A 21,527-nucleotide genomic window follows, 5' to 3' on the forward strand; every position below is an offset into this window, starting at 1 on the left:
TAACCTTATTATTGGAATTAAGCAAATAATTCAGGCCTCAATTGAAAAAGAATTATCCGTTTCTAAAGTGTTCAAACAAGAACTAGAGAAACGTGGCTTTACCATGGCAAGCGATTTAGTTTGGTCTCTAGTCGGCTTATTAACTACGTACCCTAATTTTTTCCATGTTCCAATCTCATCAGTATCCCCCGTAATTCTTACCTTTTTAATCTTTGATGCCTTATTACTCTTAACCCAATGGCTTTATGAGGCGGCGAACTATAAAAAACATATGCAGGAATTAACCGAACAAAAAATAGAAGCTGAACCTATTGAACTTCTAGTGATTCAACGACAAATGGATTTGCTAAAAGATGAATGGGAAGCTCAGTGTTCTTATTATGCGATTAATATTTTAGGCGCACATATCTTAGCCATCAGCTTTGCGGCAACACTGATCTATACCGGCCCGCTTGCCATTGCCGGAGTGGCTTTGTTTAGTATGTTAGGTAACGCCCTATATAATACTGCGGAAGAATATAAAAAATACAAAAAATCCCAAATTGCAATAGCTCGTGAACTGGTTAATGGTGAAATCCTAAATGATGCCCATCATCAACAATTACTGAGCCTATTACGAGAAGAGCGTGATGAAGCGCATACTGAATTGTGGGATTCATTAACATTTAACTTTGGCGGCATCGCATTTATCATTACCGCCACAGTTGTTTGCTGGCCTGTTGCCTTAGTGGTTACCGTAAGTTATATTGGCCATCAACTAAATAAATCCTATCAAAAACAACTCCATCTTTATGATAAAAATGGAGTTACCCATGATCTTTATCGCTTTATAAGTGTAGAAAGTGATGATGAAGCAGTCCCTGCACGTTTGGAATTAACTAAATAAGATGAAACTTAGCCCATATTAGCTTAGCGATACGGGATCAAACCAGCTACGCTCAGTGCCAACCGACAGGCATAAAATCTCCAATTTGCTATAATTAACAAAAAGGAGACTATTATGAACAAAAGTACTCAAACACACAGGAAAAGAAATCAAGCCCATCAACCTGAAAGCACCAGAAAAGAAAAACAAAAAGCTCGAGAGAAGGAATTAGATGAGACATTAAAAGAAACCTTCCCTGCTAGTGATGCAACAGCTAAGTACTAGAATATAACTAGGTCAATATGTATTCTGGTTTAACAAAACAATAAAACCATCATTGCGAGCGTAGCGAAACAACCCAGGGTTCAGTGCTTCGAACTCCTGGATTGCTTCGCAGCATGGGAAAATGAGAACCCGCTGCATCAAGCATAAGATCAAATCAATTTGACCAGGTTAAATTCAGCACTAGCCCTTTTCAAAACAACCCTGATAAATCTTAATCGATGAGGCCTAGCTAGCTTATATTCATCAACAACAGCAAATATTTGAAACTTTAACGCACAAATTGAAAGAAAATTATGGACACGTGCTTCAAATACAGGATAATTTAGCGCAAGTTAAAAATAGAATCGGATTTTATGCTTATATGCCTCTAAAAGACATTAATAATTTTGTTAGGGGAATGGTTAATGCGATGGAACATTCAAACGCATATACCAATATGGCTGCTGGAAATCATTATTCCTTTTTAGCAGGAACCCAAATGAATATAGAGCAACCCCAAGACAATATACAGACAAAGGCTAACCTAACATGGAGAGAAAAAACAAATACCTCAAGTAAAGGAGCTAAAGATGCCTAAAAATTATTCTCAGTTAGCTATAGAATTAAATCTAACGCCGGCCTATGAAAATGAAGCACAGCTTATTGCACTTAGACACTGGTGTTCTGATCATTTTTTCAGTACCTATAATGCATCTGAACCCAAAGATGAATATCAATTGTTACAAAAATTGGCGGAAGATTTCTTAGATTTATTTCCTCTACACAAGAGTGACATAAATACCCCCAATAGTAATCTTGCGGGCTTGCCCCCCATACAATGGGCTACATTAAAAGGATATAAAGAATTTTTAGAACAACACATCAACAATAAAGATCCAATTAATGAAAGAACTCCGCTACACATAGCCGCAAGCGATGGGAATTTAGCCGTTGTACAATTTTTATTAGCCAATAGTGCAGACAACATCGCTGATCGCGAGGGAAATTATCCTATTCATTTAGCCTTAACTCTAAATATGATAGAGCAACAACCTTCCGAAAAAGAGAAAAGACTACTAATCAGGGCCGATATTTATCGGAAATTAAAAGAAAATAATCCTGAGGTATTGCAAAAAACAGACTCAGAAAAACGAAACATTGCCCATTACATGGCGGTATACGGATTTAACACCCTATTGAGAGAATTGATTACCGCAAAAAGCAAACTACTTCTAGCAAGAGATGGACAGGGACTTACACCCGCTCATTTAGCAATTCGCGCCGGACAAACCTCAAGCTTAATTCGATTGCTCAAGGATGAACGAATCAAAAAAATATTCGATGAAAAAGGAACCCTATTGCATTACGCAGCGGATTCTGGTTCAAAAAACGACATTGTGGCTTGTTTAAATGCGGGGATCGATGAACTGGAGCTAGATGTCAACAAAAGAACCGCAGCCATGCGCGCAGTTCTTATAGGTAACGATAAAGCACTTCCTGGTTTTAATATAGACAGCCTATCTAAAGAACGAATTGGGGAAAATGAATTAACTCTTTTGCACCTAGCAGCAAAAAACAACATAGAGGCATCCCAAAAATGGTTATCAGAGAATACTCAACTCCCCAGTGTACGCGATAAGACAGGACTTCTTCCCGAGGATTATAACTCAGAACAGAACCTCCTCGCATCACGAATGACGCCTTAAATAGTTGTGCGCCCTATTCCCCGTGTTACGACTTCGTCTAATACGGGCTGCGGACTCACATCAAGCCATTAACAAACTCAATAAAACACAGTATGATACCGCCCTCAATTAAAAATAGAGGTGCAGCAAATGGATTCCATCAGAACAATCATCAGTCGTTTTATATTTATGGGCAGATGGATTCAATTACCCTTGTATTTAGGGCTTCTTTGCATCCTGGCTGCTTATGTTTACCGTTTTTTATGCGAACTGGTAGAACTTATTATTCACATCAATAAAGCCGATGATACCCTTATTATGCTAGGCGTATTAGACTTAATTGACGTTGTGATGATTGCCAACCTGCTCATTATGGTTATCTTGGGTGGTTATGAAACCTTCATTTCTCCCCTACGACTAGACTCCCACCCAGACCAGCCTGAATGGCTAGGGCATTTAGATGCAGGAGGGATGAAAGTAAAATTAGCACTCGCCCTAATAGGGATATCTTCCATTCATCTATTACGTACCTTTATTGATCCAACCAAATTAGATAATTACGGCATTATGTGGCAAGTGGTTATTCATTTAACACTTATTGTTTCCGCCCTTGCAATTGCATTTACGAATAAAATACTCAGTCAAACTGCTGTCTCTCATGTGATTAATAAAGATGCCCATTAACTCGTTGAAGTAAAAAAAGTTTGTTGACTATAAATACAGTTACTGTACATTAAACACTAGCAATTTAATGGATAAACATAGAGTACGTTAACTCTTAGAATAACGTGTGCCCGCCCACGTCCCGCAGCTTATCCGCGGGATCTAAGGATCTTGCCACAACTCTGGATTCCGCAGCCAAGCCGCGGAACATCGATAAAAGGCTTAACACCAATCTAAGTGACAATGTACTCTAACCACCATGTTGCTTTATCCAGAAAATGATTTTTTTAACAATACAGGAGTAATATATATGTTTAAAGCAAAATTAGCTGCCTTTACCAGTGCCTTAATTCTTGCTGGAACTACTTTTGCTAGTTCAGAAGTATGCCCTGATCTAAGTGCGATTCAAGCCGAAGGTTTTTCAATGTCAATGCAAGTTTATGGTATTTATGCTGCTTACCAAATCAGCGATTTTGGCACTGATGAAAACTGGGGTTTTATAATGGCGCCTGTTGAGGCTGATTCTGAGGAAGAAGCGGTAGAAAACGCAAATGACATCTTAAACAGTATGATTGCCCCTGGCGTTCTTATCGAGCATGGCGTTTGTAACTATGACACGGGTGTTCCCGATGTTTATGCTGTAGCAATTCAAGATGAATTCCCAACTCCATTAAAATTAAGACAGCATATTCGTCGCTAATATAGTCTTATGTAAACGCTCGCTTAATGGCGGCGTAAGCTGGACTGTTAAAGACCAGAAAACATATAGTACTACTCCCAATGCTGGGCTTAACAGCCCAGCCAACCTGCTAACGACCTGACCAGCCCAAAATAAACACAACAAAGAATCCAATCTGTTCTATAATTGATCTTGAAGATGCTTTTGTTACGCTTTTTAATGTTAACTTTAACTACGAGGTGTGAAAAATGGATTTAAGTAAACGCATCGAACCCAAGACTTGGGCATTTATACAAAAAATCAAACAAGCCGGAGGGAAACCGCTTTATGATCTTCCTGTAAAAGAAGGCAGAGAAATATTTGATAAATTACAGGAATTATCAACCGATAAACCTGCAGTAGATGTTGATGATCACGTGATCAAGCAAGGAGCTAAAGGTGAGCTAAATATTCGTATTGTTCGCCCTAAAGGTGCTAAAGAGCCTTTGCCGGTAATCATGTTTTATCATGGTGCGGGCTGGGTTTTTGGTGATTATCAAACACACGGAAGACTAGTACGCGAATTGTCTGTAGGTGCACATGCTGCTGTTGTATTTGTGCAATATAGCTTAGCTCCTGAGGCTCAATACCCTACGCAAATTGAGCAAGGCTATACTGCAATGAACTACGTTGCTGAACATGGTAAAGAATTAAATCTGGATGCATCACGATTAACCGTTGCTGGTGATAGCGTTGGTGGGAACATGGCAATTGCAATGACCCTGCTGGCGAAACAACGTGGCGGTCCTAAAATTGACTATCAAGTACTCATTTATCCTGTAACTGATGCCAACTTTGAAAATAGTTCGTATACTGAATTTGCTGAGGGCCCATGGCTTACTAAAAAAGCAATGCAGTGGTTCTGGGACAACTATTTGCCCGATAAAGAACGAAGAAAAGAAATAACCGCCTCCCCTTTACAAGCGACTGTTGAGCAATTAAAAGGCTTGCCTCCAGCTTTAGTTATTAATGGCGAGTGTGATGTCTTACGTGATGAAGGCGAAGCCTATGAGCATAAGCTCAATGCAGCCGGAGTTCCTGTAACTGGAATTCGCCATCATGGTACGATTCATGACTTTTTGATGCTCAATGATTTAGCAGATACCCCTGCTTGTCGTAATGCAATCAAAACCATCAGCTCTCATTTGCGCTCAGTGTTTGCGAAAAAGCATTAACTGTAATTACGTCATCCCGAACTCAGCGAGGGATGGCGTGCTTTTAACGAGTCACCTTAGACTCCGAAATTACAGGCTTATATTGCTCTTTAAAGCCATTTGAAACAGTTGCAATAAAGAGGTTGAACGCAATCCAAATTCCTCCTCTGAGGTCACTGACCTACACCTGAACTGCGAAAATATAAAATTAATCAGCCTTACCTTAAAATGTTAGATTGCTTGTCTCATATTTATGAAAAAGCGTCTACTGAAGATGTGAGAAACATGGCAAAAAAGGAGCTAGAGAAGACTAACATTACATTACCTTCTCCAAAACCTAAACTTATTCTCGAACCCGAACGAGTTTTTTGGAACTTTTTTACAGATGAGATGTCTCCTCGAGCCCCCAAAAATCCTGGGGAAGAACCCAGCTCGCCAGAAGAAGACCCGTCAGGATTGTTCGATGATATATTGAATGATGGGAACGTGTTATAGCCCCTCAGCGGCTCCCGCGGTCACGCCGCGGAAATTCGGCCAAGGCGTGTTGATCGCTTATTCATGATCCGGATGAACAACGAAAATCCCTGGTGCATTGCGTAAATACTCGTTGTAATCCATTCCATAACCAAAAATGAAATGATCTTCTATCTGCAACCCAACAAAATCAGCTGATTGCAGGCCATTTTCAACACGCTTACGGTATTTATCAACCAGTACCGCACTGTATACTTTCTTTGCACCTAATTGATTAATTTCATCTATAATCGCAGCTAGAGTGATGCCTCCATCAAGAATGTCATCAACCACCAAAACTGTTCTTCCAGCTAAATTAACTGATGGCTTTACTTTCCAATGAATATCACCACCAACGGTTGCACCGCGGTAACGAGTCGCATGAACATAGTCTACTTCCAAAGGAAAATCCAAACGAGGAAGCAAGTTGCCTAAAAGAACTAGTCCGCCAACCATAACACATATCAATACAGGGTTTTCATCCTCCAATTCCTTATGGATGTTAATCGCCATTCGATCTAAAGCGGCCTCAACTTCATTAGTTGTAAACAAGCAAGTAGATTTTTCATATACTTCTTTAATTTTACTAGGAATAGTCATTTATGTGTCTCTCGGTAAAAATAGGGTTATGTATCAGGAGTTGTTTACTCTTTGGTTTTTCCTTTTCCAGGAAATGGACTGACCGTACTACCATAGGCAGGATTATCCTTCACTTTAGCTATTCCTTGCTTTTCTACTTCATCAATGCGATAAACCGATGGCATGGGTATAAATGTACGCTTTACACCACTAAATTCCAACTTTAAACGCTCTTCAGAAGGATCGACAACTAATGTAGTCTGTTCACCAAATACCAGCTCTTCCACTTCAAGAAAGCCAAATAAATCACTTTCTTTAATAGAGCATGCATATATTTCATAAATTGCTTCTTGATTAGCAAAAGTAATTCTGAATAAAGTTTTCTTCTTCATAATAAAATGAGCCTGTTCTAAACGCTGGGCGAATTATACAAAAATACGAATGTTTTGGGTATAGATAATCCATCTATCTACTACTTTTCACTTTGTAGAGGTCAAAGTAACTGGTTGTAGCGCTGGTTGATAATCACTAATTGGCTGGGATATAGACCTAAGCGTTAATGAAGGATGTATTACTTGATACTTTTGCGCAATATAACAGTAAAAACCCGAGGGACACGGCCAGAGCATCTTACCAATTTCATCTAAAAAAGTTAATTTTTTAATCAGTGTGGCACTATTTACAGGAGGGATATAGCAAAAATTATTTAAAAAAACCTGCATGTAGCCTCTTTGAATGAACATACGGTTTAAATTGAAGGGAGTGCGCATTTTTATGTTATGGTCATTATAACAAGTCAATAAACCACATTTTATGGCACCACCCCACAGGCTCCATGGGTTAATGCAAAACAAAATAACATGCCCCATAGGTTTTAGCACCCGATCAATCTCATCGATTAAACTGGAGCCCATATTAAATGGTTCTAAACTTAACGGAACAACAATACAGTCAATACTATTTGCATTTAAGGGCAAATGATTTAACTCGCTTTCAATGTGAACTTGATGCGATAAGGCAAAAGGAGAAACAATCCATTGGTGTTCAAAATCCAGTTTTTTTAACCACAGATTTTCGCCACAATTCCCCAGCTGGATTAAGGTGTCACCATAAAGATGCTGACCAGTTGCTTCCAAATTAATAGAAAACTCATGCGCAACAAAAAGACCGAGAGGTGATTGAAACCATTTATTCAATGCCCGATAGTATCTTTTTTGCTGTTTAATCAACAAAGTAATGCCTTTTAAAAAGGTTAATCCTGAATTAAACTACAATACAACGAGTTTCACCCGCAAACAATCCATTTTCCTTTTTTATATAGAAAAATGGTTAGGAATTAATTAATGGAATTTAATAGGACCGGACAACAATTTGCTTTGGAACAGTTTTTAGGTAAAACAGAAACAGCAACCTATTCCAAACAAGCCGCTACAGAAAAAATGTCCTTAACCCAATATCTTATCAATAATAATATTTTATCTGCCACCAATATTGCTGAAGCCTCCGCTCAAAGCTTTAGAGTTCCCATGTTGGATCTAGACTGTATTGAGGTCAGTACCCTGCCCTTATCCTTGATGGATGAAACCCTGGTGCATCGTCATTCCATGGTACCTCTCTTCTGCCGTGGAACTCATTTGTATTTGGCAGCCGAAGATCCTGGTAATCATATTGCCTTAAAAGAAATCCAATTCCATACCGGTTTGAATACCCATGCGATCGCAGTAGAAGCAAATAAATTGACTACTTTGCTATCCCATCTATTAAGCCTTAAGCACCATCGGGAATTGTCCACATTCGATGCCCCGACTCCTCATGACGAACACTATGAATTTACTATCAATCCAATAGATAGCGATGACGCCCCTATTGTAAAATTTGTTAATCAAATTCTATTTAAAGCCATTCAGCAAGAAGCTTCTGACATCCATTTTGAGCCATTTGAAAAAGAATACCGTATTCGCTATCGACATGATGGCATTTTGCATGAGGTAGCCAGCCCTCCAGTCAAGCTATCCGCGCGAATTACTGCACGAATTAAAGTAATGGCGAAATTAGACATTTCAGAACGCCGCATCCCCCAAGACGGTAGTTTTAAAATAAATCTACCGAATAAACATCCCATTGATTTTCGTGTAAGCACCTGCCCAACTACAAACGGTGAAAAGATAGTTATAAGAATCCTGGATCTGGATACAGCAAAACTACACATTGAAGCTTTAGGATTTAATTCCAAACAACATGAATCTTTTATACGGGCAATAAAACGCCCCCAAGGAATGATTTTGGTAACAGGTCCCACTGGTAGTGGGAAAACCATAAGCCTGTATGCGGCCTTAAATCTGCTTAACACTAAAAAAGTTAATATCTCTACAGCGGAGGATCCTGTTGAAATTAAAATCAACGGCATTAACCAAGTTAATATCAACCCCAAAGTAGGCCTCAATTTCTCTAATGTTTTACGCTCTTTTTTACGACAAGACCCTGACATTATTATGGTTGGTGAGGTTCGTGATTTAGAAACCGCTGAAATTGCAATTAAGGCAGCGCAAACAGGACATCTGGTCTTATCAACATTGCATACAAACAGTGCTGTAGAATCATTAACACGTTTAATCAATATAGGTATTCCAAGCTTTAATATTGTGAGTTCAATAACCCTCATTATCGCGCAACGCTTAGCACGAAAACTGTGTGAACAATGCAAAACCCCACGAACCGATCTTTATAAAGCCAATTTACTAGCTTGGGGTCTTAATGAAACTGACCAAATCTATAAGGCCGTGGGCTGTTCTCAATGTACTGAAGGATATCGTGGCAGGATAGGATTATTTGAAGTATTGCCGATGACAAACACCCTAACTGAACTCATTATGGCTGGTGCTAATTCATTAGAGATTCTAAAAGAAGCCCAAAAAGAAGGCATGACCAGCATTTATCAATCAGGTTTAGAAAAAGTACAGCAAGGAATAACTACCCTAGAGGAGGTCAATCGGGTAACCGTTGAATAAATGATTCAGATGAAAAAAAATACTAGCCCCCTGCTAACATTTCGTTATAGAGGTAAAAATACATTAGGACAAAAAATCTCTGGAGCTATTCAAGCCCGGGATATGACGCTCGCTAAAGTCGGCCTACGTAAACAAGGCATTATTGTTAATAAGGTAGTTCAGAAGCGAAATCTATTTATTTTTAATCAATTCAACAAAAAGCTAACTTCAGCAGAGATCGCACTATTCAGCCGTCAGCTCGCAACCATGGTTGAATCAGGAATACCGTTAATGCACGCATTAGATATTGTCGCTAAAGGACAAATAAATCCCCATCTTCAGGAACTAATTAATGAGATCAAGCATGATATTGAGACTGGTTTAACCCTATCTGAAGCATTAATGAAACATTCTCAGTATTTTAATAGCCTATTTTGTAATTTAGTTAAAGCAGGCGAACAATCAGGCACGCTAGATATTATGCTCAATAAGATTGCCTGCTATAAAGAAAAAATTGAATCCATAAAAAAGAAAATAAAAAAAGCTCTAAGCTATCCTATTGCAATTGCAAGCGTTGCGGTTGTTGTCACAGTAGGTTTACTTATGTTTGTTGTTCCTCAATTTGAAACCTTATTTCAATCATTTGGTGCTGATTTACCCACCCTAACCTTGGCGGTGATTAAAATATCTCAATATATCCAATCCTGCTGGTACTGTATTTTTGCGTCTTTAGGTCTGAGTATTTATGCATTTATTTATGCGCAAAAGCATTCGCCAGCCTTCGCATTAACTATTGATGGGCTGTTATTAAAAATACCGATTATTGGTTCAATTATAGAAAAGACCGTTATTGCGCGGTTCTCACGAACGTTATCCATTACTTTTGCAGCAGGTTTGCCCTTAGTTGATGGCCTCAAATCGGCAGCTGGTGCAACAGGAAACAGAATGTATTCTAACGCAATAGAATATATAAAAAATGAGGTTTTTACTGGAGTATCCATGAGTAAGGCCATGGAAAATACTTGCCTATTCCCCAATATGGTCATGCAAATGATCGCTATTGGGGAAGAATCAGGAGCATTGGAAAAAATGTTAAGTAAAATTGCAGACTTTTATGAAGAAGATGTAGATAATTCGGTGGATGCACTAAGTCGTTTATTAGAACCGATTATCATGTCCATCATTGGGATTCTCGTGGGAGGGCTGATTGTGGCTATGTATATGCCTTTATTTAAATTAGGCTCGGTAATTTAAAAGGAAAAACAAAATAATGCATGAACTCATTACCTACCATTCCTGGTTTCTTTACGTAGCTATAGCCTTACTTTCGCTTGCAGTAGGTAGCTTACTTAATGTAGTCATTTACCGTTTACCCTTTATGCTCAAAAATGAATGGCTGCGTGAATGCAATGAATTAATGGCCATAAAAAATGAAGAAAAAACCACATTGAATTTATTTTTTCCTCGCTCATTTTGCCCCTCCTGTAACAGCATGGTAAAAGCTTGGCAAAATATCCCCATATTAAGTTTTTTAATACTTCGAGGTCGTTGTTATTACTGTAAAGCCTCTATTTCACCCCGCTATCCATTAATTGAGCTAGGCACTATGCTGCTGTCACTCTATGCAGGTTGGCATTTTGGTTTTACCTGGCAATTAGCCTTTGCACTGAGTGCCATATGGCTTTTAATTTGCCTGTTTTTTATTGACCTAGATCACCAATTGCTGCCCGATAGTTTAACTTTAAGCTTATTATGGTTAGGCTTAATTGCGAATACGCAAAACTTATTTACCTCACTACCTGACGCAGTGCTTAGTGCCGCTGGCGCATACCTTGTTTTGTGGTTACTAATTAAACTATTTTATTTAGCTACGGGTAAAATTGGGATGGGAAATGGTGATTTTAAATTGTTTGCCGCTTTTGGTGCCTGGTTTGGCTGGAAATTATTGCCATTAATTCTCCTATGCTCATCAATTGCGGGTACAGTAATTGGACTCTTATATTTATACTTGAACGATAAATCAAGAGATACTACAATCGCATTTGGCCCTTTTTTATGCATTTCAGGATTAGCCGTATTATTTTGGGGACAAAAGCTTTTAGACTGGTATTTGCATTTGTGGTTCTAAAAGCAGCCCCACTGCCCTAATAGAACAGCCATACGAGGAGTAAGACGTTGTATCAAATTATTTTGTTTGATTTAGATGATACCTTAATTGATTTTTCAGCGGCAGAACAAATCGGTATACGTAAAATTCATGGCCAGTTTTACCCAACGACCCCTTATCCATTCTTCGAACAGCACTTTAAAAAACTGAATAATGAACTTTGGTCACGCGTTGGCGCTCAGGAAAATGGACTCATGCCAAGTGATGTGCGATTTTTACGTTTTAAACAATTAAACGAAGCCATAAAATGCACAAGCTCCTCTAATGAAGTAGCCGAGGCTTATGAACATCATCTGATTGAGCACATTGAGTGGATTCCTGATGTTCGAAAAACCATTGAATTCCTACATCAAAAAGGCCACATTTTAGGTATTATTACCAATGGATTCGCAGCATCTCAACTTAGAAAAAAAGAAAAATTTGGCCTTGAAAATTGGTTTGATTGTTTTGTAATTTCTGATGACGTTGGCTTCGCTAAGCCCAATAAGGAAATTTTCGACATTGCCTTAGAGAAACTGTCTAGTAGTCATAATCAACCCATTCACAACTACCACAAAAACTACATCCTAATGGTTGGTGACTCGGTTATTAGCGATGGACATGGCGCGAAAAACTTTGGCATTAACTATTGCCATGTTCATCGCAGTCCCCCGCAAGTAGCAAGCTTAGAAGCAACATTTACTTATCACATCAACTCGGTAGCAAATTTGCCAAATTGTATTGGCTATGAAACGGAATATAAGCTTTTTTTGAATTCTTTATAGGAAACATTATCCCAAAACAGAGAGGGAGCTCATTTATGTATTTTTATGCCCTCTGAGCGATTACATATAACTTTTAAATGGAAAAAATATGCCCAGTTTTTCAGATGACTTGCAAAAAGTAGCCAACAATGATCCTTCTTTTAAAAATTTTGAACCGAGCTGGCTCATGACTGACGATAGAACTCTGAGTTTAGCTACAGCTTTAGTTAATAACAATACACTACTTCAGATTGATCTATGGAACACTCAGCTTAGCGATGCAAATATCAAAGAATTAGCAAAGGCTTTAGAAGCCCATAAAAAATTGTCCTCATTAAATTTGGGTAAAAATCAGATTAGCGAACTGGGGGCATTGTATGTAGGAGAATTAATAGAAAAAAATAATGTATTAATAGCTCTGACACTTAGCAGAAATGCTCTTGGTGGTGAAGGAGTCCTGGCAATTGCCAAAGGATTAAGAGTTAATTCACAACTAAGTTCACTCAAACTTGACAGCGCAACGATTGATGATCACGGTGCTCGAGCATTGTTTAAAGAATTAGAAGTTAATACTGCGCTTATCTTTCTTGACTTAAGTAATAATAAAATCAGCGATCATAGCGTCCCTTACATAATACGCATGCTTGGAAAAAACAGCACCTTAAGTTCATTGTATATTAAAAGAAATTCTATTAGTGATAAAAATCTAATAGAGATTGACTCCTTATTAAGTCGTAACCAAAAAATTTATAACATCGCTCAAAATGCAATTGATGCGATTACACGTTTACCAGAGCACATACCTAACTGGGAGCAAGGAGGTGCCTTTGATAAGTTTAACGAGGTTCTTAAACTAAAAGAGCAAGCACAATTTGAAATCGAAACACTTTTCCCAGAGTCTAGGCTAGTATCCCGAATTGAAGAAGTATGGGCTGGAAAGCAAATTGCTATATTGCTAGCAAACCCACTAATTACCCAGGTAAGTGCCATCATAGAACTTTTTGATTCATTGAACTCAAAACAAGCACAATATCCTAAAAATCAGCAATGGCTCGAATCCATGATTCTTCAGTATTTTACAAACATACAACCTGAAAGTGAGTATACTTATAAAAAATTATTGTCTTATATTCTGCAAACATCAATCAGTGCAGATGTGCAACGGCTTATGGATCTCTGTGTCTTCCATCATTTTAATCCTCAAGTAAAATATATACTGAAACCAGAGCCAATACAGTTAGTGCGTTCACTTATTGGGAATCGTGAAGCGCTTAAAACATTACAAAAAGAAATCCCAGCTATAGATAAGCTCGTTTTAAACATCATTACTCGCTTTTATGCAGAGGAGCATTCAAGCAAAGAAGTTGAAATCAATACGCAAGTCATTGGAATGTTATTGGAACTACCACAAGAAAATGTAGCGACCAATGTTAAACTAAATGCCGCTCTGCTTCGCAGCCTAAATCTTTTTTTCTGCACAGCGCCCAATACTGCAGGTAGCTTTTACAAGCTATGGAATCATCTCTCACCAGATAATGCATTGTCTCCAGAAAATTCAGCTACGGAAGCAGTTGCCAAGAAACTTTTAATTAAAAAATATAATGGAATAGTTTTTCAAATCGGCCCCAACCAGTATCAAAATCGATTCTTTATCCAACACGATGTAAGGCACGTGAAGAAGCAAGATACCGAATTAGTTCAAGAGCAAAATGCTGAACTAGTTCAAGAACAACATGTTGAGCTAGTTGAAGAGCAAAATGCAGGACTAGCTCTAGAACAAAATGCAGCGCTAGAGCAGGAAGAAGAAGAGGAACACGCTCTCCTAATGAGACCATAGGAAACAATTAAATAACCAAATCGTAGCTACTAATCAACGTTCTCTCCCTCTCGAAAACGTACAACGTACATTGATAAGTTCTGAAACAGGCATCAGTGTGACTGATAATACAAGAACTTTTACACCCTATACACAGAGTTATCCACAGTTTTTGTGGATAACTAACTTAATCCTGAGAATAGAGTAAATACCCTAAAAGCCTTATAAAATAAAGAGGTTAATAAAGAAAACGGAAAATTTTGGAGATTATAATGATTTGACTAAAATGGAGATATCCACAGGATATTTTGTAAGCCTGAAAGCTAACAATCGGTGTATCTTATCAAAGAAAAAAATAAAAAACAGTCTTGACTTGGTAAATTTAAAAAAAATTAATCTCCAAGAAAAACGATTACTTTATCTTTTTAGTGTTTTGCATAAAGGCCCTATGATAAAATATTAACTTTTTTATTTATTAATAACCGAATTATGCACAACCTACTTAATAAAATACTCATGTTGCATTTTTGCAACAATCCCTAAGCAAATTAATTGAACTGGACAATCATTGCACCTGAGAGATAAAACAGATTGCTCCCGGAAAAATGCTGAAAATATCCGGCTTGTATCACGGGCGCCAGGGCCGATTGAGAGTTCAGCTCAAGGCGGGTTGATCCGGCGGCCGATCCGACTTGGGCCGTATGAATTCCGTAAGGCGGGCTATAGGATGTTCCTTTGCCATAAACATCCTGATTACCAAAACTGCCCGAACCCCAGCCTCCTCCTAGCCCCCAAAAAAGGCTGATTGTAGCACAATGGACTGATCGGCCGCGATTGCCGAACCAGCACTCATCATGCCACCAGAAAAGGCATTGGTTACGGCCAAGTCCATCAAAAGAACCCCTAATATAATTTTTTTCATATAGACCACTCCTTAGTTAACATAGGAACGTTGTTTATTTTCTATTTACCAGCTAATTGCCCAGAAACACGCAGCTGGTGCGCCACAATACGCGTCAAATAATCAAACTCTATATTAACTTGCTGCCCAGGCTTTAATGCATCTAAAGTGGTATTTGCCAAAGTATGTGGAACAAGCATTAATTTAATACTTCTATCCCCTACTGAATTGATTGTTAAACTAACCCCTTCAACCGTGATGCTACCCTTGGGAAGTAAGTAGGCCATTGCAACCTCCCCAAAGCCAGCCAATTCAACCTCAAGGTACTCCTCAACCTGGTTAACTGCTCGAACTGCTGCAATGGCATCCACATGCCCGCTGACATAATGCCCACCAAAACGTGTTGAGGAAAGCATAGCTCGCTCCAAATTTACAGAGTCTCCTGCCACCGCATCGGCTAGCGTTGTCACATTTAAGGTTTCTGGAGAAACATCAAAATGCAATTCATGATTGGCCGTAGACGGCAATAAAGTTAAGCAAATGCCATTGACTGCAATACTTTCTCCCACCTGCACTTGTTCAAATGCAGAGGAAATAATAAGACGATGAGCATTTCCCTTACGAAGATTACTAAGGATTACCCCTTTTTGTTCGATTATTCCAGTAAACATCAGGTTCTCGCTATTTCCGAAAAATATATGGATAGTCTAATTGGTTTTTCTAATTTGCCAAGTTATTTTTTGATGCTGATTGTGTAAATTTTTACACATCATCTCTTACCGTATTATTTTTATCCCAACGTTTTACGATACCAGCGTCCAGATCAAATAAATCAAGGGCTCGGCCTATACTGTGGTTTATAATGTCATCAACTGTTTCAGGTTTATTATAAAACGCAGGCACTACTGGGCAAACAATAGCCCCTTGCTGAGTTACTGAAACCATGTTTTGTAAATGACCTAAATGTAAAGGTGATTCCCTAGTCATTAATACCAGTCTTCTTCGTTCCTTCAAAATCACATCCGCAGCTCGGCCAATTAAATTCGAGCTAATTCCATGAGTAATTTCAGCAAGCGTTTTCATCGAACAAGGAGCAACAATCATTCCTAAAGTTTTGTACGAACCGCTAGCAATACTGGCGCCAATATCATTCCATGGATAATAAACATCTGCCATTGCTTTTAATTCAGAAACACTTAACTCAGTTTCGTATTCTCTAATTAATTGGGCGGATTTACTGACAATTAAATGTGTTTCTACAGGAAGTTTTTTTAATACTTCTAATAATCTTATTCCATAAATGATACCTGAGGCACCACTAATACCAACAATTATACGCGACTTCGTTGCCATAGCCTGTCCTCTTTAATTAAACGAAAAAATAGTTAATTCGTTGTTGTTTCATAAAAAAAATTTATTCATAATTTTATAAATTATCTTTTAGTATAAAATATAAAGTCCAGGCAAAGAAGACAAATAAGCCATAGGACTAATACCGTTATAATGAAAATTAGGAACATTCGATGTTCAACAACTCTTCAGTAAAACCACCAGAAAATCCCTTTTGGAACTTTTCACTAGCAATTTATAATGATGCCAACATTAAGGAGGCTTGCCATATATTTCAGGATACCTATTCAGCTAATGTCAATTTAGTCTTGTTCGCTTATTGGCTTGGCTATGCCGTACACGATATCAGCCATGAAGAATTTACCCATACATGTAATAGTGTTGCAGTCTGGAATAAAGAAGTAACTAAAAATCTGCGCAAAATGCGTATTTTCTTAAAAGGAATCAGCGATAATGACTGGATAAAAAGTTATTGTTCGCAAGTACTTACCGATGAAATTATTTCTGAATCGTATCAGCAAGAGCTGTTATATAACCAGGTCAAACATCGTTTAAAAACAAAAGCGATACAAAATAATGCGATGTCCTCTCAATACCTATCCTGGCTTTTTAGCGATGCGGACCACGAACTTCAAGGATCACTTAAAATAAGAATCAAGCCTTTTATCAAGATGATTAGTGATAAATTAAATTACCTACAAAAATCGTAGAACTACATGGAGAAAAGTAGTGAAAATAACACTGATTGGTCTGCGGTAACAGATAGTACACAGATGCAGACGAATAGATAATTAGAGAAATGGCTGATGAAGCAACTCAAGAGTTCGAAGCAATGAACTCTTGCTTGCTTCACCTCGTTCACAATGACGATGGGATTTCTAAGATGCTACATCTCAACCGGATAATCCGAATCAATCCAACCTTGCAATCCAGTATCCAGCGAATACACTTGAGAATACCCCATCTTTTGCAAACTTTCAGCAACTAAAGCGCAGCGAAATCCCCCACTGCAATAAAGGATTATTTGCTGTTGCTGATCAGGGATTTTTTTCTCAATATCACGCTCAATAATTCCTCTGCCTAAATGGATGGCTGTAGGAATATGCCCTGTAGTCCACTCATGATCTTCACGTACATCGATCACATACATATCCTCATGTTTATCCAACTTTTCCTTTAAATTATTGGGACTAATTTCCTTAATATGTTTTTTAGATTCTGCTACTAGTGCTAAAAATGCTGAGGCATGTTGTTTCATTTGTTATTCCTTATGTTTAAACCAGTTTCTTATTGTAGACCAAAAGGCGGCAATAAAAACAATAATGGTAAATAGTAAAACAGCAATAACCATTTCAACAATTGCGAAATTTAAGGCATCACGAGCCACAAACCAACCTGCTACTGAGCCTGATATGACTAAAAGCAATTTGATGATCCATTCAACCATTTATTTACTCCATATCAGCAAGAATTATGTTACAAAACTACCTTTAATCAATATTAGGCATAAATTAAAGAAACGAATCCAAATCAAAAGTAGAATACTTATTCAATGCTTTGCCATGACTTACAAGAAAAGCATCTGCCGTTTTACGTCCTTCTTTAAAAAGCATGCGCAGAAAATCCCATTCGGCATTAAGCTTGGAGGAATAGCCTAATTTAACCATTTTTGCGCTGGTAATTCGATGAATACGCATTTTTGCCCAACGATCTCGCTCTCCAGCATCCGAATTAATGGTTTTGCGTAATAAAGCGATCATCCGTAACTCTTTCATCAAGGTCGCATTAAAAGCAACCTCATTAAGGCGATTGAGTATGTCACGAGCGGTTTTCGGTGTTCCTGGACGTTCTACAGGATTAATTTGCACCAAGACTGTGTCACTGGACTCGCATTCTTGCACTAAAGGCGTAATAGTGGGATTACCGGTATATCCTCCATCCCAATAAGCCTCCCCATCAATTTCAATAGCTTGAAACATTAAAGGCAAACAGGCTGATGCCAATAAAACATCGGCATTAATTTCTTTATTTTTAAATACCTTACCACGGCCTGTACGCACATTGGTTGCCGTAATGAATAATTTGATGGGAGATTCATTCAGTAATGAAAAATCAATACTTTCTGCGAGGATGTCACGTAATGGATTGAGCGCTATCGGATTAAGATCATAGGGTGAAAACACATGGCTAGCTAACTGAAAAGTAAGAAAGGAAGGAGAATAATCCATTGTCCACTTTCCAGAAACAATGTCCAACCACCCTCTTTGTAACGGACTAAAGCGAGCAGCCTCTGAAACTCGATACCAAAATGCCCGCAAAGCCCTACGTGCACCGTCTGGGCCATTACTAGTAAAACCACTGGCCATCACCGCAGCATTCATTGAACCTGCTGAAGTCCCTGAAATACCTTCTATTTTCACCCGAGGCTCTTCAAGCAAGCGGTCTAGAACTCCCCATGTATAAGCTCCATGAGCACCCCCGCCTTGCAATGCTAAATCAATAAGAACAGGCTTCCCTCGTGTCTTGGATCCTTGCGTTTTTTTGTCCATTAATTGCCGTACCTAAAGACATACCTATTGCTAAGTTTAGCAGTCTTTTACGTGAACGTTTGCGAGCCATTGCGCGCAAGTAATTAACTATCCAACTGAACCAGCAAATCCCGAGCATCAGAAAGGCCATGATCATCGACAGCTCTTACCACAAACTTCCCTGGCAGGGCATGCCATAAAAACGATTTTCCAGCTTTTGTTTTAGCAACAAAGGTTTCATTAATAAACCAATAAACATGAGCAATTCCTGCATCAGTAACTGCCGTAAATGGAATCGTATTGTTTTGTTGAGAATTCGCACGAACAATGTAACTAATACCCGCTTGAGGTGAAGTGATTTGCGGCGTAATTCCAACATTACCAGATAAGCGGCACTCAGCCTCAAAAAATGGCGGTGTATGTCGCTGTATCCCCGCCCGTTTAAAAATATGCAATAAATCAGAGGGCCAGAATTCAAACACCTCAAACCGTGTATTTGCATCAATATGGCAGGTGCGCAATCCATTTTTACTATTAATTGCTACTTCACGATAAATTGTATCGGATTTAATAGGAGATTTTCCTGGAATAAACCAAGTCCATTCCCTATCCTTGCAAAAACGTGTGGGTAGCATTCCCGAAGCGCTGCAAACTTCAACCTTTTTAAGATTCATGTGTTCAGGATGTTTGTCTAAAGGCTGCAAAGGGCCACGTTCTTGTTTGAGGGCATCTATTAACTCAAAAAATAAGGGGGCGGCGATGTCCTTTCCAATAAAAGCAGGGTTTGCTTTATTATCGAAATTACCAACCCAAACCGCCAGAGCGTAAGGACCAAAAACACCGACACTCCATGCATCCCTATATCCCGAAGAAGTCCCCGTTTTCCAAGCAACCGGTAATTGCGACCAACTTCGGTAAGTTACATCATGATGCGGTGTACTTTGCAACATATCTAAAACTAAATAGCTGGCTTCAGAGCTTAATAGGCGTTTCCCCTTAGGCTTAGTTTCTTTTTGTAACCAACGCGAAGGATACCAAACCCCATCATTAGCCAACATAGCATAGAAACCAATCAACTCGCGCATGGTTAATTCCACCCCACCCAAATTTAACGATAAACCATAGTAGGATTCTGAGCGCAAATGACTCACCTGCCCTTGCTCTAATAATTGATGCAGTGAAGGCTTACTTAATAGACTGGAAAGATAAATAGCAGGGATATTACGACTTAAAACTAAAGCATCTCGAGCTTTGACTGGTCCCATAAAGTCATAATCGAAATTTTCTGGGTTATAGCCATTAAAACTATGAGGCACATCTTTTAAAACCGTATTGGGATGGATTAATCCTTGATCCAAAGCCAATCCATAAATAAACGGCTTTAAAGTAGAGCCAGGGGAGCGTTTGGTTTCAGTACCATTAATTTGCCCACCTATTTCACGATTGAAAAAATCAGTAGATCCCATTAAACCTTTAATACCCATATCACGAGTATCTACTAATAGAACCGCAGCATTGTGCACGCCTAAACCTTTTTTTCTTGCTAAGTAATTTCGTGTAATCCGTTCAATAATAGTTTGTGAACGTGAGTCCAAAGTAGTCACAATATCTTGCTGTTTCGAAACATCAGACAAAACTTTATTCACAAAATGTGGAGCGGCAAATGGTAAAGAGCGATTTGTTTGCATAACTAAAGGCAAATCAAACATTACCTTTTTATTCTTATCCTCAGGATGTTGCTCTAACCAACGTTGAAAAAGATGCGCTCGTATCGTTTTCAAGTCTTGATTATTGGGTGTTCTTTTTCCAGGATTTTGGGGGATAATGCTCAAAGTTAATGCCTGGGGTAAACTGAGTTTATCTATAGATGTACCAAAATAGACCAAACTTGCTGCGCCAACACCTTCGATATTGCCACCATAAGGGGCCATATTTAGATAAGCTTCTAAAATTTCATCTTTACTGTAATGCATTTCAATTTGAATTGCGCGAATAATCTGCCACAACTTTCCCGATATTTTTTTGGAGTTGATTCCATAGTGCATCCGCGCTACTTGCATAGTAATAGTTGAAGCACCTACCCGCCTGGATTTGACCGCATAGGTTTGCCAAATTGCTTTTGCTGTTGCTAATGGATTGATTCCATAATGAAAACGAAAATACTGGTCTTCTTGCAATAAGGTTGCATCGATTAAGTGTTTTGCAATTTTTGGCAAGGGGGTGAACAGACGATATTTATCATCTCGGCTTAAAGTGAGCCGTAATAATTGATGATGATCATCATAAACAGCCTTGGAAAAACTAGTGCCATCCAATAAAACCGGTTTGGGTAAAAAAAATAATAGTGCAAACCCACTGACAAACAGCAAAACAAGGACTATGCTTAAGCGTTTTAAATTTTTGTTCATGTTCGTTATTATGCACCAAAAAGAGTAAAATGGCGCCAATCTTAAAAAGAAATTATAAAAAGGAAATAAAGTCCATTTGGCACTCCTAATTAAATTTAAAAAGTTGTCCCTCCCTTCGGTGAGGATTTCAACGTAGCCTTAAACTCCCGAATTAAGAAGTTAAGTAAAACTTAGAACTAATTGGAA

The 21,527-nt window shown here is 38.5% G+C and carries 23 protein-coding genes and 1 pseudogene; 14 read left to right on the forward strand and 10 right to left on the reverse strand.

The annotated features are described in order from the left end of the window. The 8 genes and pseudogenes from ACQY7T_RS11555 to ACQY7T_RS11590 form a co-directional block, all read left to right on the forward strand. A pseudogene (locus ACQY7T_RS11555) lies at nucleotides 1–886 on the forward strand (hypothetical protein); the annotation flags it as partial. A gap of 114 nt (nucleotides 887–1,000) precedes the next feature. After that, entirely contained in the window at nucleotides 1,001–1,150 is a 150-nt protein-coding gene (locus tag ACQY7T_RS11560) for a hypothetical protein (protein ID WP_428413573.1), read from the forward strand. Nucleotides 1,151–1,451: 301 nt separating this feature from the next. Further along, nucleotides 1,452–1,727 (forward strand): hypothetical protein, encoded by a 276-nt coding sequence (locus tag ACQY7T_RS11565; protein ID WP_428413575.1) that lies wholly within the window; start codon nucleotides 1,452–1,454, stop codon nucleotides 1,725–1,727. Beyond that, nucleotides 1,720–2,835, forward strand: a complete 1,116-nt coding sequence (locus ACQY7T_RS11570; RefSeq protein ID WP_428413577.1) for an ankyrin repeat domain-containing protein — start codon at nucleotides 1,720–1,722, stop codon at nucleotides 2,833–2,835. Before ACQY7T_RS11565 ends, ACQY7T_RS11570 begins: the two co-directional genes overlap by 8 nt. Before the next feature lie 129 nt (nucleotides 2,836–2,964). After that, entirely contained in the window at nucleotides 2,965–3,498 is a 534-nt protein-coding gene (locus tag ACQY7T_RS11575) for a TIGR00645 family protein (RefSeq protein WP_428413579.1), read from the forward strand. Nucleotides 3,499–3,787: 289 nt separating this feature from the next. Then, the gene (locus tag ACQY7T_RS11580) at nucleotides 3,788–4,177 is read left to right on the forward strand and encodes a DUF4949 domain-containing protein (RefSeq protein ID WP_428413581.1); all 390 of its coding nucleotides are present in this window, start codon (nucleotides 3,788–3,790) and stop codon (nucleotides 4,175–4,177) included. A 227-nt stretch (nucleotides 4,178–4,404) separates the two neighbouring features. Continuing rightward, the gene (locus ACQY7T_RS11585) at nucleotides 4,405–5,370 is read left to right on the forward strand and encodes an alpha/beta hydrolase (RefSeq protein WP_428413583.1); all 966 of its coding nucleotides are present in this window, start codon (nucleotides 4,405–4,407) and stop codon (nucleotides 5,368–5,370) included. Nucleotides 5,371–5,589: 219 nt separating this feature from the next. Then, nucleotides 5,590–5,844, forward strand: coding sequence for a hypothetical protein (locus ACQY7T_RS11590; RefSeq protein WP_428413585.1), 255 nt, complete (start codon nucleotides 5,590–5,592; stop codon nucleotides 5,842–5,844). Nucleotides 5,845–5,901: 57 nt separating this feature from the next. On the opposite strand, the gene ACQY7T_RS11595 is transcribed toward ACQY7T_RS11590, so the two are convergent. The 3 genes from ACQY7T_RS11595 to ACQY7T_RS11605 form a co-directional block, all read right to left on the reverse strand. Next, nucleotides 5,902–6,462, reverse strand: coding sequence for a hypoxanthine-guanine phosphoribosyltransferase (locus ACQY7T_RS11595; RefSeq protein WP_428413587.1), 561 nt, complete (start codon nucleotides 6,460–6,462; stop codon nucleotides 5,902–5,904). A gap of 44 nt (nucleotides 6,463–6,506) precedes the next feature. Further along, complete coding sequence (locus ACQY7T_RS11600) at nucleotides 6,507–6,833, reverse strand: DUF1820 family protein (RefSeq protein ID WP_428413589.1); 327 nt, start codon at nucleotides 6,831–6,833, stop codon at nucleotides 6,507–6,509. Nucleotides 6,834–6,920: 87 nt separating this feature from the next. Next, nucleotides 6,921–7,673 (reverse strand): methyltransferase domain-containing protein, encoded by a 753-nt coding sequence (locus tag ACQY7T_RS11605; RefSeq protein ID WP_428413591.1) that lies wholly within the window; start codon nucleotides 7,671–7,673, stop codon nucleotides 6,921–6,923. Between the two features lie 111 nt (nucleotides 7,674–7,784). Here ACQY7T_RS11605 and pilB point away from each other — a divergent pair, with 111 nt between their 5' ends. The 5 genes from pilB to ACQY7T_RS11630 all read left to right on the forward strand — a co-directional run bounded on the left by pilB (nucleotide 7,785) and on the right by ACQY7T_RS11630 (nucleotide 14,175). Continuing rightward, nucleotides 7,785–9,449 carry a type IV-A pilus assembly ATPase PilB gene (gene pilB, locus ACQY7T_RS11610; protein WP_428413593.1) on the forward strand — a complete coding sequence of 555 codons (1,665 nt, stop codon included), beginning with the start codon at nucleotides 7,785–7,787 and terminating at the stop codon, nucleotides 9,447–9,449. Nucleotides 9,450–9,458: 9 nt separating this feature from the next. Then, nucleotides 9,459–10,682: a type II secretion system F family protein gene (locus tag ACQY7T_RS11615; RefSeq protein WP_428413597.1), complete on the forward strand. Its 1,224-nt coding sequence runs from the start codon at nucleotides 9,459–9,461 to the stop codon at nucleotides 10,680–10,682. A 13-nt stretch (nucleotides 10,683–10,695) separates the two neighbouring features. Then, nucleotides 10,696–11,556, forward strand: a complete 861-nt coding sequence (locus ACQY7T_RS11620) for a prepilin peptidase (RefSeq protein ID WP_428413769.1) — start codon at nucleotides 10,696–10,698, stop codon at nucleotides 11,554–11,556. 47 nt (nucleotides 11,557–11,603) lie between these two features. Beyond that, a complete protein-coding gene (locus ACQY7T_RS11625) occupies nucleotides 11,604–12,359 on the forward strand; it encodes an HAD family hydrolase (protein ID WP_428413599.1) in 756 nt (251 codons plus the stop codon). An 88-nt stretch (nucleotides 12,360–12,447) separates the two neighbouring features. Then, a complete protein-coding gene (locus ACQY7T_RS11630; protein ID WP_428413601.1) occupies nucleotides 12,448–14,175 on the forward strand; it encodes a hypothetical protein in 1,728 nt (575 codons plus the stop codon). 763 nt (nucleotides 14,176–14,938) lie between these two features. On the opposite strand, the gene ACQY7T_RS11635 is transcribed toward ACQY7T_RS11630, so the two are convergent. From ACQY7T_RS11635 to ACQY7T_RS11645, 3 genes are all read right to left on the reverse strand, one after another. Further along, a complete protein-coding gene (locus ACQY7T_RS11635) occupies nucleotides 14,939–15,076 on the reverse strand; it encodes a hypothetical protein (RefSeq protein WP_428413603.1) in 138 nt (45 codons plus the stop codon). 41 nt (nucleotides 15,077–15,117) lie between these two features. Continuing rightward, nucleotides 15,118–15,726: a riboflavin synthase gene (ribE, locus tag ACQY7T_RS11640; protein ID WP_428413605.1), complete on the reverse strand. Its 609-nt coding sequence runs from the start codon at nucleotides 15,724–15,726 to the stop codon at nucleotides 15,118–15,120. Between the two features lie 91 nt (nucleotides 15,727–15,817). Then, nucleotides 15,818–16,408, reverse strand: a complete 591-nt coding sequence (locus ACQY7T_RS11645) for a UbiX family flavin prenyltransferase (protein WP_428413607.1) — start codon at nucleotides 16,406–16,408, stop codon at nucleotides 15,818–15,820. 170 nt (nucleotides 16,409–16,578) lie between these two features. On the opposite strand from ACQY7T_RS11645, the gene ACQY7T_RS11650 reads away from it, so the two are divergent. Further along, nucleotides 16,579–17,115: a TIGR02444 family protein gene (locus ACQY7T_RS11650; RefSeq protein ID WP_428413609.1), complete on the forward strand. Its 537-nt coding sequence runs from the start codon at nucleotides 16,579–16,581 to the stop codon at nucleotides 17,113–17,115. 176 nt (nucleotides 17,116–17,291) lie between these two features. On the opposite strand, the gene ACQY7T_RS11655 is transcribed toward ACQY7T_RS11650, so the two are convergent. The 4 genes from ACQY7T_RS11655 to pbpC all read right to left on the reverse strand — a co-directional run bounded on the left by ACQY7T_RS11655 (nucleotide 17,292) and on the right by pbpC (nucleotide 21,341). After that, nucleotides 17,292–17,663: a rhodanese-like domain-containing protein gene (locus ACQY7T_RS11655; protein WP_428413611.1), complete on the reverse strand. Its 372-nt coding sequence runs from the start codon at nucleotides 17,661–17,663 to the stop codon at nucleotides 17,292–17,294. A gap of 3 nt (nucleotides 17,664–17,666) precedes the next feature. Then, a complete protein-coding gene (locus ACQY7T_RS11660) occupies nucleotides 17,667–17,852 on the reverse strand; it encodes a hypothetical protein (RefSeq protein ID WP_428413613.1) in 186 nt (61 codons plus the stop codon). Between the two features lie 64 nt (nucleotides 17,853–17,916). Next, nucleotides 17,917–18,954 carry a patatin-like phospholipase family protein gene (locus ACQY7T_RS11665; RefSeq protein WP_428413615.1) on the reverse strand — a complete coding sequence of 346 codons (1,038 nt, stop codon included), beginning with the start codon at nucleotides 18,952–18,954 and terminating at the stop codon, nucleotides 17,917–17,919. Between the two features lie 83 nt (nucleotides 18,955–19,037). After that, the gene (pbpC, locus tag ACQY7T_RS11670; protein WP_428413617.1) at nucleotides 19,038–21,341 is read right to left on the reverse strand and encodes a penicillin-binding protein 1C; all 2,304 of its coding nucleotides are present in this window, start codon (nucleotides 21,339–21,341) and stop codon (nucleotides 19,038–19,040) included. Between the last annotated feature and the right edge of the window lie 186 nt (nucleotides 21,342–21,527).

The organism is Legionella sp. (assembly GCF_965140895.1).
Lineage (GTDB): Bacteria > Pseudomonadota > Gammaproteobacteria > Legionellales > Legionellaceae > Legionella.

What these genes read in the sequence shown, in the direction of transcription:
- ribE (WP_428413605.1), bottom strand. Translation starts at nt 15,726, where the DNA reads ATGTTTACTGGAATAATCGAACAAAAAGGGGTAATCCTTAGTAATCTT.
- ACQY7T_RS11595 (WP_428413587.1), bottom strand. Translation starts at nt 6,462, where the DNA reads ATGACTATTCCTAGTAAAATTAAAGAAGTATATGAAAAATCTACTTGC.
- ACQY7T_RS11660 (WP_428413613.1), bottom strand. Translation starts at nt 17,852, where the DNA reads ATGGTTGAATGGATCATCAAATTGCTTTTAGTCATATCAGGCTCAGTA.
- ACQY7T_RS11650 (WP_428413609.1), top strand. Translation starts at nt 16,579, where the DNA reads ATGTTCAACAACTCTTCAGTAAAACCACCAGAAAATCCCTTTTGGAAC.
- ACQY7T_RS11645 (WP_428413607.1), bottom strand. Translation starts at nt 16,408, where the DNA reads ATGGCAACGAAGTCGCGTATAATTGTTGGTATTAGTGGTGCCTCAGGT.
- ACQY7T_RS11655 (WP_428413611.1), bottom strand. Translation starts at nt 17,663, where the DNA reads ATGAAACAACATGCCTCAGCATTTTTAGCACTAGTAGCAGAATCTAAA.
- ACQY7T_RS11615 (WP_428413597.1), top strand. Translation starts at nt 9,459, where the DNA reads ATGAAAAAAAATACTAGCCCCCTGCTAACATTTCGTTATAGAGGTAAA.
- ACQY7T_RS11560 (WP_428413573.1), top strand. Translation starts at nt 1,001, where the DNA reads ATGAACAAAAGTACTCAAACACACAGGAAAAGAAATCAAGCCCATCAA.
- ACQY7T_RS11585 (WP_428413583.1), top strand. Translation starts at nt 4,405, where the DNA reads ATGGATTTAAGTAAACGCATCGAACCCAAGACTTGGGCATTTATACAA.
- pbpC (WP_428413617.1), bottom strand. Translation starts at nt 21,341, where the DNA reads ATGAACAAAAATTTAAAACGCTTAAGCATAGTCCTTGTTTTGCTGTTT.
- pilB (WP_428413593.1), top strand. Translation starts at nt 7,785, where the DNA reads ATGGAATTTAATAGGACCGGACAACAATTTGCTTTGGAACAGTTTTTA.
- ACQY7T_RS11570 (WP_428413577.1), top strand. Translation starts at nt 1,720, where the DNA reads ATGCCTAAAAATTATTCTCAGTTAGCTATAGAATTAAATCTAACGCCG.
- ACQY7T_RS11580 (WP_428413581.1), top strand. Translation starts at nt 3,788, where the DNA reads ATGTTTAAAGCAAAATTAGCTGCCTTTACCAGTGCCTTAATTCTTGCT.
- ACQY7T_RS11665 (WP_428413615.1), bottom strand. Translation starts at nt 18,954, where the DNA reads ATGGACAAAAAAACGCAAGGATCCAAGACACGAGGGAAGCCTGTTCTT.
- ACQY7T_RS11635 (WP_428413603.1), bottom strand. Translation starts at nt 15,076, where the DNA reads ATGAAAAAAATTATATTAGGGGTTCTTTTGATGGACTTGGCCGTAACC.
- ACQY7T_RS11575 (WP_428413579.1), top strand. Translation starts at nt 2,965, where the DNA reads ATGGATTCCATCAGAACAATCATCAGTCGTTTTATATTTATGGGCAGA.
- ACQY7T_RS11630 (WP_428413601.1), top strand. Translation starts at nt 12,448, where the DNA reads ATGCCCAGTTTTTCAGATGACTTGCAAAAAGTAGCCAACAATGATCCT.
- ACQY7T_RS11600 (WP_428413589.1), bottom strand. Translation starts at nt 6,833, where the DNA reads ATGAAGAAGAAAACTTTATTCAGAATTACTTTTGCTAATCAAGAAGCA.